12 protein-coding genes are annotated in these 13,754 nt (G+C 66.3%); 4 read left to right on the forward strand and 8 right to left on the reverse strand.

The window, feature by feature from the left end; translation table 11 throughout:
- Positions 1 to 18: 18 nt before the first annotated feature.
- The 7 genes from tpiA to uvrC all read right to left on the reverse strand — a co-directional run bounded on the left by tpiA (position 19) and on the right by uvrC (position 7,804).
- On the reverse strand, positions 19 to 807 hold the full coding sequence (gene tpiA, locus EPO52_RS16590; protein ID WP_290808807.1) for a triose-phosphate isomerase: 789 nt from the start codon (positions 805 to 807) through the stop codon (positions 19 to 21).
- On the reverse strand, positions 798 to 2,012 hold the full coding sequence (locus EPO52_RS16595; protein ID WP_290808809.1) for a phosphoglycerate kinase: 1,215 nt from the start codon (positions 2,010 to 2,012) through the stop codon (positions 798 to 800). The genes tpiA and EPO52_RS16595 overlap by 10 nt, the downstream gene beginning before the upstream one ends.
- A gap of 83 nt (positions 2,013 to 2,095) precedes the next feature.
- Positions 2,096 to 3,103 carry a type I glyceraldehyde-3-phosphate dehydrogenase gene (gene gap, locus EPO52_RS16600; RefSeq protein ID WP_290808811.1) on the reverse strand — a complete coding sequence of 336 codons (1,008 nt, stop codon included), beginning with the start codon at positions 3,101 to 3,103 and terminating at the stop codon, positions 2,096 to 2,098.
- 103 nt (positions 3,104 to 3,206) lie between these two features.
- Positions 3,207 to 3,830 carry a superoxide dismutase gene (locus EPO52_RS16605; protein ID WP_290808813.1) on the reverse strand — a complete coding sequence of 208 codons (624 nt, stop codon included), beginning with the start codon at positions 3,828 to 3,830 and terminating at the stop codon, positions 3,207 to 3,209.
- 87 nt (positions 3,831 to 3,917) lie between these two features.
- Positions 3,918 to 4,895, reverse strand: a complete 978-nt coding sequence (whiA, locus tag EPO52_RS16610) for a DNA-binding protein WhiA (RefSeq protein WP_290808815.1) — start codon at positions 4,893 to 4,895, stop codon at positions 3,918 to 3,920.
- A gap of 74 nt (positions 4,896 to 4,969) precedes the next feature.
- Positions 4,970 to 5,848, reverse strand: a complete 879-nt coding sequence (gene rapZ / locus EPO52_RS16615; RefSeq protein ID WP_290808817.1) for an RNase adapter RapZ — start codon at positions 5,846 to 5,848, stop codon at positions 4,970 to 4,972.
- A gap of 39 nt (positions 5,849 to 5,887) precedes the next feature.
- Positions 5,888 to 7,804: an excinuclease ABC subunit UvrC gene (gene uvrC, locus EPO52_RS16620; protein WP_290808819.1), complete on the reverse strand. Its 1,917-nt coding sequence runs from the start codon at positions 7,802 to 7,804 to the stop codon at positions 5,888 to 5,890.
- A 115-nt stretch (positions 7,805 to 7,919) separates the two neighbouring features.
- On the opposite strand from uvrC, the gene EPO52_RS16625 reads away from it, so the two are divergent.
- On the forward strand, positions 7,920 to 9,194 hold the full coding sequence (locus tag EPO52_RS16625; protein ID WP_290808821.1) for a plasmid pRiA4b ORF-3 family protein: 1,275 nt from the start codon (positions 7,920 to 7,922) through the stop codon (positions 9,192 to 9,194).
- 60 nt (positions 9,195 to 9,254) lie between these two features.
- On the opposite strand, the gene uvrA is transcribed toward EPO52_RS16625, so the two are convergent.
- Complete coding sequence (gene uvrA, locus EPO52_RS16630) at positions 9,255 to 12,146, reverse strand: excinuclease ABC subunit UvrA (protein WP_290809256.1); 2,892 nt, start codon at positions 12,144 to 12,146, stop codon at positions 9,255 to 9,257.
- Positions 12,147 to 12,540: 394 nt separating this feature from the next.
- Between uvrA and EPO52_RS16635 the strand changes: the two genes are divergently transcribed.
- From EPO52_RS16635 to EPO52_RS16645, 3 genes are all read left to right on the forward strand, one after another.
- Positions 12,541 to 12,756 (forward strand): hypothetical protein, encoded by a 216-nt coding sequence (locus EPO52_RS16635; RefSeq protein ID WP_290808823.1) that lies wholly within the window; start codon positions 12,541 to 12,543, stop codon positions 12,754 to 12,756.
- Between the two features lie 36 nt (positions 12,757 to 12,792).
- Entirely contained in the window at positions 12,793 to 13,170 is a 378-nt protein-coding gene (locus EPO52_RS16640) for a hypothetical protein (protein WP_290808824.1), read from the forward strand.
- A gap of 160 nt (positions 13,171 to 13,330) precedes the next feature.
- Positions 13,331 to 13,702: a hypothetical protein gene (locus EPO52_RS16645; protein ID WP_290808825.1), complete on the forward strand. Its 372-nt coding sequence runs from the start codon at positions 13,331 to 13,333 to the stop codon at positions 13,700 to 13,702.
- Positions 13,703 to 13,754: the final 52 nt, after the last annotated feature.

Genomic DNA, 13,754 nt, shown 5'->3' on the forward strand with positions numbered 1-13,754 from the left:
CGAAGACCAGAGGTCAGTCTACACTCCGACGTGCTTCTGGTAGCGCACGATGGCGGAGAACTCCGCGATGTCGAGGGCTGCCCCGCCGACGAGTGCCCCGTCGACGTTCGGCTCGCGCATGAAGCCGGCGATGTTGCCCGACTTCACGGAGCCGCCGTAGAGGATGCGCGTGGCGGCGGCGGCATCCGCGCTCAGGCTCTCTGCGATCACCGCGCGCAGAGCGGCGCACACGGTCTCGGCCTGCTCGGGAGTTGCGGCCTGGCCGGAGCCGATGGCCCAGACGGGCTCGTAGGCCACCACGATGTCGGCGTCGGCCTTGAGGCCCTCGAGGGCGGTCTTCAGCTGAGCAGCCGGAACAGCGCTCGGGCCGAACTTCTCGAGGTCTTCGGCCGTCTCCCCCACACAGATCACGGGTACGATGCCGTGACCGATGGCCGCCTTCGTCTTGGCGGCGACGATCTCGTCGGTCTCGCCGTGCAGAGTGCGACGCTCGGAGTGACCGATGATGACGTACTTGGTGTCGAGGCGGGCGAGGAACGCGCCCGAGATCTCACCGGTGTAGGCGCCCGACTCGTGCTGCGAGATGTCCTGACCGCCGTAGGCCAGGGGAAGCTTGTCGGCGGCCACGAGGGTCTGCACCGAACGCAGGTCGGTGAAAGGCGGGAAGACCGCCACCTCGACGTCGTCGTAGTTGTGCTTCGCGTCGTCGAGCGACCAGGCGAGCTTCTGCACGAACGCGATCGCCTGAAGGTGATCGAGGTTCATTTTCCAGTTGCCGGCGATGAAAGGGGTGCGATTCAGGACCATCCGAGGACCTCCAGGCCAGGGAGACGCTTGCCCTCGAGGAACTCGAGACTGGCACCGCCTCCGGTTGAAATGTGTCCGAACTGATTGTCGGAGAAACCGAGTGCACGCACGGCGGCGGCGGAGTCGCCACCACCCACGACTCCGAGGCCGTCGACCTCGGTGAGCGCCTGCGCGACTGCTTTGGTGCCGGCGGCGAACGGGGCGAGCTCGAACACGCCCATGGGGCCGTTCCAGAACACCGTCTTCGACGCGGCGATGATCTCGGCGAAGTGGGCTGCCGTGTCGGGCCCGATGTCGAGTCCGAGGCCGGATGCTCCGAACGCGGTCTTCTCGATGGAATCCGCGGCGGTGATCTCGACCTCGGCGTCAGCGCCGAACTTGGATGCCACGACGACGTCGGTGGGCAGCACGATGGTGACGCCGAGCTCCTCCGCTTTCGCGAGGTAGCCGCGCACGGTGTCGAGCTGGTCTTCTTCGAGGAGGCTGGAGCCCACTTCGTGGCCCTGGGCCTTGAGGAAGGTGAAGAGCATTCCGCCACCAATGAGCAGGGTGTTCACCCGCGGGAGGAGGTGGCCGATGACCCCGAGCTTGTCGGAGACCTTCGAGCCGCCGAGCACCACCGTGTAGGGGCGTTCGGGGTTCTCGGTGAGCCGGTCGAGCACGTCGAGCTCGGTCTCGATGAGGAGACCGGCCGCGCTCGGCAGGATCTCGGCGAGGTCGTAGACGCTCGCCTGCTTGCGGTGCACCACGCCGAACCCGTCGGAGACGAAGGCGTCTCCGAACTCGGCGAGCTGCTCGGCGAAACCGTGACGCTCCGCCTCGTCTTTGCTCGTCTCCCCCGCGTTGAAACGCAGGTTCTCGAGCACGACGATCTCTCCGTCGCCGAGCGCCTCCACGGCGGCCGTCGCTTCGTCTCCCACGGTGTCGTGGGCGAAGGCGACCGGCTTGCCGAGGAGCTCGCCCAGACGGGCGGCCACCGGCTCCAAGGTGTACTTGGCATCGGGGGCACCGTCAGGGCGGCCGAGGTGGCTGATGACGATCACACGAGCGCCCTGCTCGAGCAGGGTGTTCAGTGTGGGAACGCTCGCACGAGCACGTCCGTCGTCGGTGATGACCCCGTCCTTCACAGGAACATTGAGGTCACACCGGACGATGACGCGCTTGCCGGCGAGCGATCCGAGAGAGTCGAGAGTGCGGAGCGTCACAGAATCGCTTTCAAGTCAGAGCCGGTGACGCCGTGCCCGCACCGAGATGCGGTACCGGGGGCGTCACCGGCTGGGTGGCACAATTACAGGCGGTCTGCGACGTACTCGGTGATGTCGACGAGACGGTTGGAGTAGCCCCACTCGTTGTCGTACCAAGAGGCGACCTTGACCTGGTTGCCGATGACCTTGGTGAGGCCGGCGTCGAAGATCGAGGAGTGCGGGTCGGAGACGATGTCACTCGACACGATCGGGTCTTCGGTGTAGCTCAGGATGCCCTTGAGGTCGCCCTCGGCGGCGTTCTTGTAGGCCGCGTTGATCTGCTCGACCGTGGCCGGGTTGGTCAGCTCGACGGTGAGGTCGGTGATCGAGCCGGTGGGAACCGGAACGCGGAGAGCGTAGCCATCCAGCTTGCCCACGAGCTCGGGGATGACGAGGCCGAGCGCCTTGGCGGCACCGGTCGACGTGGGGATGATGTTCTGCGCGGCACCGCGGGCGCGACGGAGGTCGCTGTGCGGGCCGTCCTGCAGGTTCTGGTCGGCGGTGTAGGCGTGCACCGTGGTCATGAGACCGCGCTCGATGCCGAAGTTGTCGAGCAGCACCTTGGCGAGCGGCGCGAGGCAGTTCGTGGTGCACGAGGCGTTCGAGATGATGTCGTGGATGGCGGGGTCGTAGGTGCCCTCGTTGACGCCGAGCACCAGCGTGGCGACATCGCTGCCCGTGGCGGGCGCGGAGACGATGACCTTCTTGGCGCCGGCGGTGATGTGCGCACGGGCGTCTTCGGAGGAGGTGAAGCGGCCGGTCGACTCGATGACGATGTCGACACCGAGGTCGCCCCAGGGCAGGTCGGCGGGGTTGCGCTCGGCGAGCACGATGATCGGCTTGCCGTTGACGACGATCTTGTCGCCGTCGAGCTCCACCGTGGCGTCGAGGCGACCGGTGATGGAGTCGTACTTCAGAAGGTGCGCGAGCGCCTTGTTGTCGGTGAGGTCGTTGACAGCGACGATCTCGAGGTCGCTGCCCTTGGCGAGGGCGGCGCGGAAGAAGTTGCGACCGATGCGGCCGAAGCCGTTGATTCCGATCTTTACAGACACAGATTGCTCCTGTTGCTGGGGCCCGGTTGGGCAGGGTGGTGGGTAGCCGTGGAGAAGGATGACCGTGGCCGGCCGTTCGACCGGCCCCGGCATCCCGCGTCGGTTATGACAGTACCAGCAGGCCTTCGGTCTTCGTGCGAGCAGCCGCGAGGCGCTCGGCGACGTTGGACCAGTTGGCGATGTTCCAGACGGCCTTGATGTAGTCGGCGCGCACGTTCAGGTAGTCGAGGTAGTAGGCGTGCTCCCAGACGTCGAGCATGAACAGCGGCACGACGCCGAAGGGCATGTTGCCCTGCTGGTCGAAGAGCTGGAACACGGTGATGTTGCCACCGATGACGTCGTAGCCGAGCACGGCCCAGCCGGAACCCTGCACACCCAGAGCGACCGCGGTGAAGGCGGCCTGGAACTTCTCGAAGGAGCCGAACGCGTCGTCGATCGCCGCGGCGAGCTCGCCCTCGGGGGTCTGAGTGTCGGGGGTGAGGTTCGTCCAGAAGATGGTGTGGTTCACGTGCCCGCCGAGGTTGAAGGCGAGGTCTTTCTCGAGCTTGTTGATGACGGCCAGGTTGCCGCTGTCTGAGGCGTCTTTGATGGCGGCGAGGGCGGTGTTGGCGCCGGCGACGTAGGTGGCGTGGTGCTTGTCGTGGTGCAGCTGCATGATCTTGCCGCTGATGTGCGGTTCGAGGGCCGCGTAGTCGTAGGGAAGGTCAGGCAGGGTGTACTCAGCCATTGAAATGTTCTCCTCGTGAATATGGCCGCCGGTCCGTTGAAAGGCGGCTGAGAGTGACCTGATCAGTCTATTCCCGTTCGCCGGGGGTCAGTCGTCGAGGTCGGGCGGAAGGTTGGCCTCTGTACCGGGGATTCCCAGGTCTGCGGCCTGCTTGTCGGCCATGGCGAGAAGACGGCGGATGCGGCCCGCGATCGCGTCTTTGGTCATGGGCGGGTCGGCGTGATGGCCGAGTTCGTCGAGGCTCGATTCGCGGTGCGCCAGGCGGAGTTCGCCGGCGTACTTCAGGTGGTCGGGGATGTCGGGGCCGAGGATCTCCATGGCCCGTTCGACCCGCGCGCACGCGGCGACCGCGGCCTGGGCGGAGCGGCGGAGGTTCGCGTCATCGAAGTTCACCAGGCGGTTCGCGGTGGCACGTACCTCACGGCGCTGGCGCATCTCCTCCCAGCGGGTGACGGTGTTCGCGGCACCCATGATGGCGAGCATCGAGGCGATGGCCTCGCCGTCACGGATGACGACGCGATGCACTCCGCGCACCTCGCGGGCCTTCGTGGAGATTCCGAGCCGGGATGCCGCACCCACAAGAGCCATGGCCGCCTCGTTGCCGGGGCAGGTGACCTCGAGAGCGGCGGAACGGCCGGGGTCGGTGAGTGAACCTGCAGCAAGGAAAGCACCGCGCCAGACTGCGGCGAGGTCGTCACGACCGCCCGTGGTGAGACGGTTCGGGAGGCCGCGGATGGGGCGGCGGCGCGCATCCAGCAGCCCTGTCTGGCGGGCGAGGGTCTCACCGCCGTCGAGTACCCGGACCAGGTAGCTGCCCTCGCGGCGCATGCCGGTGGCCGCGATCATCGACACGTCGCCCTTCACTCCGTAGAGCTCGGCGAGGTCGCGCAGCACCCGCTTCACGATGTCGGGGTTGTCGAGCTCTGCTTCGATCGCGATGCGGGAGGAGATGAGGTGCAGTCCACCGGCGAACCGCAGCACGGTCGCGAGCTCGGCGGCCCGCACGGTGGTCTTGCTGACCGAGACGCGGGCCAACTCCTCTTTGACGTCGGCAGTGAGTGCCACTATTGAAACCTTCTTCTGTTGCGCGGAGCGTGGAGCGGTGTGCCTGGAGATGCGTGGAGCGGTGCCCGCCCCGGCTACTCCCGGCCGAGGTCGCGATGCTTGACGTTCACGACGACGCCGGGATAGCGGGCGATATGGTCGGCCAGTTCACGGGCGATGGCCACGGAACGGTGTTTGCCGCCCGTGCAGCCGATGGCGATCGTGGCGTGGCGCTTGTTCTCTCGCTGGTACCCCGCGAGAACGGGTTCGAGCGCCTTCGCATAGGCTTCGACGAATTCGTGGGCCCCGGGCTGACCCAGAACGTACTCGCTCACCTCGGGGTCGAGCCCCGTGTGTGCGCGCAGCTCGGGCACCCAGAACGGATTCGGCAGGAACCGCGCGTCGGCGATGCCATCGGCATCGGTGGGCGCACCGTATTTGAAGCCGAAGCTCATCACCGTGACCTGCACGCCAGCGGTGTCGGCGGTGGAGAACCGCTCCTGCACCACGGTGGCGAGCTGGTGGATGTTGAGGTCGGAGGTGTCGATGATGATGTCGGCCGACTCGCGGATGGGGCTGAGGCGAGAGCGTTCGGCCCCGATGCCGTCGAGCAGTGTGCCGTTTCCCTGGAGCGGATGCGGCCGGCGCACCTGCTCGAATCTCCGCACCAGCGCCTGGTCGGTGGCTTCGAGGAAGAGCACCCGCAACTGGATGCCGCCACGGAGGGCCTGGATGATCTCCTGGAGGTCGGAGAAGAAGTCGCGCCCGCGCACATCCACCACCGCGGCGATGCGGGGAAGCGTGGAGCCGGCGTGCTCGGCGAGATCGACCAGAGGGCGCAGCATCTGCGGCGGCAGGTTGTCGACCACATACCAGCCGAGGTCTTCGAGGGCATTGGCCACCGTCGATCGGCCCGCACCGGACATGCCCGTGACGATCAGCACTTCTTGCTGCTGAGGAGAGTCGGGAGCCATCGTTCGCTTTCGCTTCGTTATCGGACCGTGCAGTCAAGCCTACCGGGCGAGAGTTTCGCAGATCGTCTGAGCCAGCTGAGGACCGATGCCCTTGACCTCGGCGATGGCCGGCACGTCGGCCTTCTTGAGCTCGGCGACCGAACCGAAGTGCCGAAGCAGTTCTTTCACCCGCGATGGGCCGAGACCGGGGATCTCGGAGAGCACGGAACCGATGTCGCGTTTGCGCCGGGCCCGCTGGTGGGTGATGGCGAAGCGGTGCGCCTCGTCACGGATGCGCTGGATCATGAAGAGCGCCTCACTGCCGCGCGGGAGGATCACCGGATAGTCGGTGTCGGGCAGCCAGACCTCCTCGAGCCGCTTCGCGATGCCGGCGAGGAAGATGCCCTGCACGCCCGATTCCTCGAGCGCCTTGGCTGCGGCGTTCACCTGGGGCTGGCCACCGTCGACGATGAGGAGATTCGGCGGGTAGGAGAACTTCTTGCGCTTCGTCGGTTCGATCGGACCCTCGCCCGCCTCGAAGACACCGGCATCCGATGCCGGGTCGTCGGGATGCGCGTCGTCGGGCTTGAGGTAGGCCAGACGCCGCGTGATGACCTGGTAGATCGACTCGGTGTCGTCGGTGGAATCCGCGATCGTGAAGCGGCGGTACTGGTCTTTGCGGGCCAGGCCGTCTTCGAACACCACCATCGAGGCCACGATGTTGGTGCCGGCGAGGTGCGACACGTCGAAGCACTCCATGCGCAGCGGGGCATCCGTCATCCCCAGCGCCTCCTGGATGTCGGTGAGTGCCGCCGAGCGCGCCACGAAGTCGCTCGAGCGGCGCGTCTTGTAGAGCATGAGGTTGTTCTTCGCGTTCATCGTGGCGGTCTGCATGAGTGCCGCCTTCTCGCCGCGCTGGGCGGTGTGCAGCTTCACGGTGCCGGGCGTGCCGTCTCGCTTCGGGCGCCGCTCCCCCAGCCACGACTCGAGCTCCACGGTGTCGTCGGGCAGGGCCGGCACGATGATCTCCTTCGGCGGTTCCTCGCCGTCGTAGGCCTGTTGCAGGATCGAGTCGACCAGTTCAGCGGTGTCGACGTCGATCTCCTTGTCGACCGTCCACGAGCGCTCTCCACGGATGCGCCCCCCGCGCACGATGAACTGCTGAACGGATGCGGCGAGCTCATCGTGCTCGATGGCGAACAGATCGGCGTCGACCTTGTCGCGCAACACCACGGCGCTCTTGGCCAGCACGGCTTCGAGGGCCTGGAGCTGGTCGCGGTACTTCGCCGCGGCCTCGTAGTCTTGCCGCTCGGCCGCTGCTCGCATCTTCTTCGTGGCCGCGGTGACGAATCGCTTGTCGCCACCCGCCATGAAGGCCACGAAGTCGTTCACGATCTCGCGGTGCTCCTCGACGGTGACCTTGCCCGAGCACGGACCGCCGCAGCGACCGATCTGGCCGGGAAAGCAGGGCCGCCCCGTCTGCATGGCGTGCTTGTAGCTCGAATCGGAGCAGGTGCGGATGGGGAACGCCTTGATCATGAGGTCGATCGTGTCTCGCACCGCCCAGATCTTGGGGTAGGGGCCGAAGTAGCGGGCGCCCTTGATGCGGTGGTTTCGGGTCACCATCACGCGCGGTGCTTCGTCGCCCAGCGTGACCGTCATGAAGGGGTAGGTCTTGTCGTCGCGGAACTTGACGTTGAACGGCGGGTTGAACTCCTTGATCCAGGTGTACTCGAGCTGGAGTGACTCGACATCGGTGGCCACGACGGTCCACTCGACCCCCGCGGCCGATGTGACCATGCGGCGGGTGCGTTCGTGCAGGCTGCGCAGCGGTGCGAAGTAGTTGCTGAGCCGAGCGCGGAGGTTCTTCGCCTTGCCGACGTAGAGCACCCGGCCGGATGCGTCTTTGAAGCGGTACACGCCGGGCTGCGTGGGGATCTCGCCGGCCTTGGGCCGGTAGGAAACGGTGTCTGCCATGGTTGGTTCAATTCTCGCATCCGGCGCCGACATCGATGCCCGTACGATCGGTGTGCGGGTGCGCGCTGAGCGGACGCGAGCGGGTTCGCACCCACCGAGACGAGAAGGATGCACGATGGATACGGCTACCAGGGCACTGCTGATCGCCTTCACGGGCTGGTACAAGCGGCATGCGGGTGACGATCCCGAGCACGCCGCAGCCGACGAGCTGACCCCGCTGCTGGGCACGATGTTCGAGGTCACGAACGGCGCGCTCCGGACGCCGACCGCGGAGGTGTTGGAGAACCTGGTGGCGAGCCTCGACGGTGATCTCGAGCTCGAAGCGCTGCGGCCGCAGCTTCTCGACGCCCTCGAGCACTACCTCGACTTCGCCGTGGAGACGGGCTCCTGGCCGGGCACCGACGCCCAGATCGCACAGAGTGCCGACGTGCTGGAGCGCGCCTACGAGCTCACCACGGGACTGCTCCCGTATCTTCTCGATGCCCTCAACGACATCGATGATGTTCCCGCCGAGATCGAGCGCGCCGCGTTCGAGGCGCTCACCGCCCGCATCCGTTCGTCGCAGGAGCTGGCCGACCACCTCCGCACCGTGCTCGACGAGGGGGCGGACAGTTCGACTGTCTCCGGCGCGCTCGCCCTCGAGAGGGTGCTCGGAGTGCTCAGTGTGGCCGCCTACCCGGCGCTGCTCCCCGGGCTCTCGACCGCGCGGGTCGAGGAGATGCTCGATGTCGCGGCGGGCGTGACCGCAGCGGAGGCGCGCGAGGCTCGACCTGCCACCGACAGGATTCTGGCGGGATTCGAGTTCGACGGAATCCTGCAGCCGGGCGTGGATGAGGACGCGGATCGATTGATCGCCGCGCCCGGCCTCCGGCCCGCGCTGGCCGACGCGCTCATCGACCTCGCGGAAGAGTGGGGTCTGCTGACGGACGACGAGGCGAATCCGCATCCGGACGGCACAGCCCTGCAGGTGAAGGCGACCATCGCCGACACGAAACCGGCGGAGTGGCGCCGCCTGCTGTTCGCCGCCGACGCGGACTTCGGTGAGCTGCATCTCGCGCTGCAGCTCGCATTCGACTGGTCCGATTCCGATCCCCACGAATTCACGCTCGCCGATGAGCCGGGCACCGTGCTCACCACCGTCGATCTGCTCGAGGGGCTGGCCGTGGAGGACGCCCTCGACGAGGACGAGGTGGAACTCGGCGAACTCTTCGTCGACGTCGGAGACGAGGTTCTCTACCGCTACGGGCAGGATGACGTGCGCCGCCTCGTGGTGCGGTTGGAGCGGATCGTCGAGTCGTCGGATCAGGTGTTGCCCCGATGTGTGGGCGCGTCGGCGGGCATCGATGTGGGCGAGGCCGACCGTTTGCTGTCGCCGTTGCGCCTGCGCTGATCCGCCCCGCGCGCCGCGCAGTCCCGTGCGGGCGCGCGGCGCGCTCGAGCTAGTGCCGGGTCACCGCTTCTTGACCGGCACCGGGAGGATCTCGCGCAGGAAGTGACCCGTGTGACTGGCCTCGACCGTGGCGAGCTTCTCGGGAGTTCCGCTGGCGATGATCGTGCCGCCGCCGGAACCGCCCTCGGGCCCCAGGTCGATCAGCCAGTCGGCCGACTTGATGACGTCGAGGTTGTGCTCGATGACGATGACCGTGTTGCCCTTCTCGACCAATCCGTTGAGCACGAGCAGGAGCTTGCGCACGTCTTCGAAGTGCAGCCCTGTCGTGGGCTCGTCGAGAACGTACACACTGCGGCCGTTCGACCGGCGCTGCAGCTCCGTGGCCAGCTTGACGCGCTGGGCCTCACCGCCCGAGAGCGTGGTGGCGCTCTGGCCGAGTCGCACGTAGCCGAGACCGACCTCGACGAGGGTCTTGAGGAAGCGGTGGATGGCTGAGATCGGTTCGAAGAAGTCGGCAGCTTCGGAGATGGGCATGTCGAGAACTTCGGCGATGTTCTTGCCCTTGTAGTGGATGCTCAGGGTGTCGCGGTTGTACCGCGCTCCCCCGCACACCTCGCAGGCGACGTAGACATCGGGCAGGAAGTTCATCTCGATCTTGATGGTGCCGTCACCGGAGCACGCCTCGCAGCGGCCTCCCTTGACGTTGAACGAGAACCGGCCGGCCAGGTAGCCGCGCGCCTTGGCCTCGGCGGTCTCGGCGAACAGGTTGCGGATGCGGTCGAACACCCCCGTGTAGGTGGCCGGGTTGGAACGCGGAGTGCGGCCGATCGGGTTCTGGTCGACATGCACCACCTTGTCGAGGTTCTCGAGCCCGGTGATGCGCTTGTGCTTGCCCGGGAGCTTTCGGGCGCCGTTGAGCTTGTTCGCGAGCACCCGGTACAGGATGTCGTTCACGAGACTCGACTTGCCCGAACCGCTCACCCCGGTGACGGCGGTGAAGGTGCCGAGGGGGAAGTCGGCGGTGACGTTCTTGAGGTTGTTGGCCTCGGCGCCCTGCACCGAGATCATGCGCTTGCGGTCGATGGGGCGGCGCTTCGTGGGGACCGCGATCGATTTGCGACCCGACAGGTAGTCGCCCGTGAGTGATTCGGTGTTCGCCAGCAGCTCGTCGTAGTGACCCGAGTGCACCACCCGGCCGCCGTTGACGCCGGCGCCCGGGCCGATGTCGACGATCCAGTCGGCGGTGCGGATGGTGTCTTCGTCGTGCTCCACCACGATGAGCGTGTTGCCCAGGCTCTTGAGCTTCACCAGCGTCTCGATGAGGCGGCGGTTGTCGCGCTGGTGGAGGCCGATGCTCGGCTCGTCGAGAACGTAGAGAACGCCGGTGAGACCTGACCCGATCTGCGTGGCGAGACGGATGCGCTGGGCCTCGCCACCCGACAGCGAGCCGGCGGCGCGCGCGAGGTCGAGGTAGCTGAGGCCGACCTCGATGAGGAAGTCGAGACGGGCCCGGATCTCGCGCAGGACCTGCGCGGCGATCATGGCCTCACGGTCGGTGAGAGTCAGTGTGCCCATGAACTGCTGGGCATCGCTGAGGCTGAGGAGCGAGACATCCGCAATGCTGAGGTCGTTGACGGTGACCGCGAGCACCTCGGGTTTGAGACGCTTGCCGTCGCAGACCGGGCAGGGCACCTCGCGGAGGTACTCGCCCCAGCGGGCGCGCTGCGAGTCGGACTCGGCCTGGAGGAACTGGCGCTCGATGTACGGCATCACGCCCTCGAAGCCGGAGGTGTAGCTCATCTCACGGCCGTACCGGTTCTTCCACTTGACCTTGACCTCGAAGTTGTTGCCACGCAGGATCGCCTCCTGCACGTCGGGCTTCAGCTTCTTCCACGGGGTGTTGAGCGAGAAGTCGAGGTCGCGGGCGAGGCCGTCGAGCAGCTTCTCGTAGTACTGGAAGAGGCCCTTGCCCTGCGTGGTCCAGGGGATGATGACGCCGTCGTTGATGCTGAGGTCTTCGTCGCCGAGGAGGAGGTCTTGGTCGACGGACATGCGCGTGCCGAGTCCGGAGCATTCGGGGCAGGCGCCGAACGGTGCGTTGAACGAGAACGTGCGCGGTTCGATCTCGGTGAGCTGGATGGGGTGCTGGTTGGGGCAGCTGAGCTTCTCGGAGAAGGTCTGCCAGGCCTCCGGACCGTTCTCGTCGACGAAGTGGACCTGCACGAGGCCGTCGGTGAGGCGCAGCGCTGTCTCGAGGGAGTCGGTGAGGCGGCCCAGGATGTCGGGGCCGGCCACGAGCCGGTCGACGACCACGGAGATGTCGTGCTTGAACTGCTTCTTGAGCTTCGGCGGCTCGGCGAGCTGGATCGTGTCGCCGTCGACGAGGGCGCGCGAGTAACCGCTGGCGCTGAGCTCCTTGAAGAGGTCGACGAACTCGCCCTTCTTCTGCGACACCACCGGGCTCAGAACCTGATAGCGGATGCCCGGCTCGAGTTCCATGAGCTGGTCGGCGATCTGCTGCACCGTCTGTGCGGAGATGCGCTCACCGCACACGGGACAGTGGGCGATACCGATGCGCGCCCAGAGCAGACGCATGTAGTCGTAGATCTCGGTGATGGTACCCACCGTGGAGCGTGGGTTTCTGTTGGTGGACTTCTGGTCGATGGAGACCGCGGGGCTGAGGCCCTCGATGAAATCGACGTCGGGCCGGTCGACCTGGCCGAGGAACTGACGCGCATAGGCGCTGAGGCTCTCGACGTAGCGGCGCTGGCCTTCGGCGAAGATGGTGTCGAACGCCAGGCTCGACTTGCCCGAACCGGAGAGGCCGGTGAACACCACGAGCGAGTCGCGGGGGATCTCGATGTCGACGTCGCGCAGGTTGTGCACCCGGGCTCCGTGCACGCTCAGCTTGCCGCTCGCGCCGTGGCGGAGGGCCGCGGCGGGGCTGGTCACCGGGGTGCTGTGGGAGGGCTGGGGGGCGATGGAATCAACGGAATCTACGCTCGAAATCGACACCCCGAAAGTCTATGTCGACCCACCGACACCGGCCCCCGATTACGCTCTGGGCAACATCCCCAGACCAGCCGAACGGGTCGCGCTCTCGGTGCGATTTCCGAACCCGCCCGCCTGTCGTTCTCGTCGAGATCGAATTCGCAATAATAATGTGAGTATGACTCATACACTAGTGGACTCGCCCCGTAGATCCGCAACAACACCGCTTGCCTTGGCGTTCGGCGTCGCTGCACTCTTGCTTTTCGCTGTCCGACCGATTGGTGCAGGAACACTGGCGATCATGGCCTCACATGGCGGAAACGTCTACACCGCTATGGCTGTCTCGCCTTTCGTCATGGATGGGATGAGCAACTGGCTCTTCGATGCCGGTTCGGTTCTGCTTCTCGCGGGCAGCGGCCTCATTGCCGGCATCTTCGCGGCTCGTGGCGGGCGGGCCTCCGTATGGCCGACGGCCGTTCTGCTCGCCCCGTCGGCGACGGCGCTGCTCTTCACTGCGGGCTCGTTCGTGGTGTTCTGGCGCTGGGCAGACCTCCTCTCCTTGTGGTCATGACAGAGCTGGTGGGTTGACGTGACGAATGCTCAGTACATGTCCTCACAGATCACCGCTCCAGGCCGCTCGGCGCAGGCGAATGCGGCACTCGTTCTCGGGGTCGTGGCCGCCCTCCTCGGCCTTCCAAGTCTCTTGACGCTCGCAGTGTTCTCACCCCCGAAGATGACGGAGTGGGTACCGGCCCTGGTTCCCAGCTGTCTGCTCGGAATCGCGATTTATGGGGCGCCGCCATACGCCATCGGAGCCTTCGCCGTGGCTCTCGCCGGCATCGCTTTCGGCCTCGTCGCTCTGATGCGACGGTCGGCCGCTCGGTGCGCGGTTGCCGGCATCGTTCTCGCAGTAGCTGCCTGTGTCGTGAGCCTGATCCCCTGGGTGGGCTGGGCGCTTATCCTGTCCGGCTCAATGGTGGTCTGACTGGCCACGAGGCGGGGCCAAATCGGGAGGAGAACACTGCGACCGTGGCGCCCGAGTGCGGACAATATCGATTGCCGGCGCGCGATAGTATATGAGTATGGCTCAGAGAAATGAACTTTGGATCTCCTCTCCGTACTCTCCAGAGAGGCCGGGGGCAAGGATGGCACGAGGGGTCCGTGCTGCCGCGGCGTGGTGTGCCGTGCCTGCGCTCGCGCTGGCGACGCCTACGCTGCTGATCTATGCGATTTACGCGGGATTGGGTCAAGGTATCGACTTTCCGCCCCTGTACTTCATCGTGACGATGTTCGCGGTGTGCTTTCAGATCTCGGTCGTGACGACTCCTCTGGCGTTCACCTTTGGCGTGGCCGCGATCGTGCTCGGGCTCATCGCCCTCGTCACAGCCCATCGCAACGCGACTGCCTATGTCGCGATTGCATTGGGATTGACGTCTCTGCTGATCGTCCTGCCCGACCTTCTAGTACAGGTTGCCCCCGATGCGTTCCTCATCAATGGATACGAGTCCTGGTACTGAATCAGACCATTTGCCTGAGCGACAGGCAGCAGTCCCGCACGGCACGTCATTC

This window comes from Herbiconiux sp. (assembly GCF_004297105.1).
Lineage (GTDB): Bacteria > Actinomycetota > Actinomycetes > Actinomycetales > Microbacteriaceae > Herbiconiux.

Coding starts and splice junctions, on each gene's coding strand:
- tpiA (WP_290808807.1), bottom strand. CDS start 807: ATGGTCCTGAATCGCACCCCTTTCATCGCCGGCAACTGGAAAATGAAC.
- EPO52_RS16605 (WP_290808813.1), bottom strand. CDS start 3,830: ATGGCTGAGTACACCCTGCCTGACCTTCCCTACGACTACGCGGCCCTC.
- rapZ (WP_290808817.1), bottom strand. CDS start 5,848: ATGGCTCCCGACTCTCCTCAGCAGCAAGAAGTGCTGATCGTCACGGGC.
- uvrC (WP_290808819.1), bottom strand. CDS start 7,804: ATGGCAGACACCGTTTCCTACCGGCCCAAGGCCGGCGAGATCCCCACG.
- EPO52_RS16625 (WP_290808821.1), top strand. CDS start 7,920: ATGGATACGGCTACCAGGGCACTGCTGATCGCCTTCACGGGCTGGTAC.
- EPO52_RS16635 (WP_290808823.1), top strand. CDS start 12,541: ATGGATGGGATGAGCAACTGGCTCTTCGATGCCGGTTCGGTTCTGCTT.
- EPO52_RS16640 (WP_290808824.1), top strand. CDS start 12,793: ATGTCCTCACAGATCACCGCTCCAGGCCGCTCGGCGCAGGCGAATGCG.
- EPO52_RS16645 (WP_290808825.1), top strand. CDS start 13,331: ATGGCACGAGGGGTCCGTGCTGCCGCGGCGTGGTGTGCCGTGCCTGCG.